General features: G+C 63.8%; 1 protein-coding gene. It reads right to left on the bottom strand.

The annotated features are described in order from the left end of the window. Nucleotides 1–172: 172 nt before the first annotated feature. Nucleotides 173–400 (bottom strand): inositol monophosphatase family protein (locus tag BGN91_RS03155; RefSeq protein ID WP_292610499.1); only part of this gene is annotated, 228 nt, incomplete at its 5' end.

The following is a 400-nucleotide window of genomic DNA, read 5'->3' as shown; positions in this document are numbered from 1 at the left end:
CTCCCCGCCGGGGAGAGGTCGACCGGCGGAACGCAGTGAAGACGGTCGGGTGAGGGGGCTTTCAGTGTCGAGAGGTCGTAACCCCTCACCCCAACCCTCTCCCAATGGGAGAGGGTGCGCTCATTGCCTTTTTGAACGCGTTTCCGTCTAATCGGAGCACATCAGTCTACATTTACAGCGGCCTGATGATCCTTACCAGTTCGCCATGGACGAACTCGTTGCCGCAGATCACGTCGCCGGTTTGAAGCGGATCGTCGTCGCCCTGGATGCCGCTGACGATGCCGCCGGCCTCGCGCACGATGATCTGTCCGCCGGCGATGTCCCAGGGCTGCAGGTTGCGTTCCCAGTAGCCGTCGAGCCGTCCGGCCGCGACGTAAACCAGGTCGAGCGACGCCGCGCC

The sequence above is a fragment of the Nitrobacter sp. 62-13 genome (assembly GCF_001896955.1).
Taxonomy (GTDB): Bacteria; Pseudomonadota; Alphaproteobacteria; order Rhizobiales; family Xanthobacteraceae; genus Nitrobacter.
The sequence above is the reverse complement of the archived record's forward strand: the minus strand, read 5'-3'. Positions and strand labels throughout refer to the sequence as shown.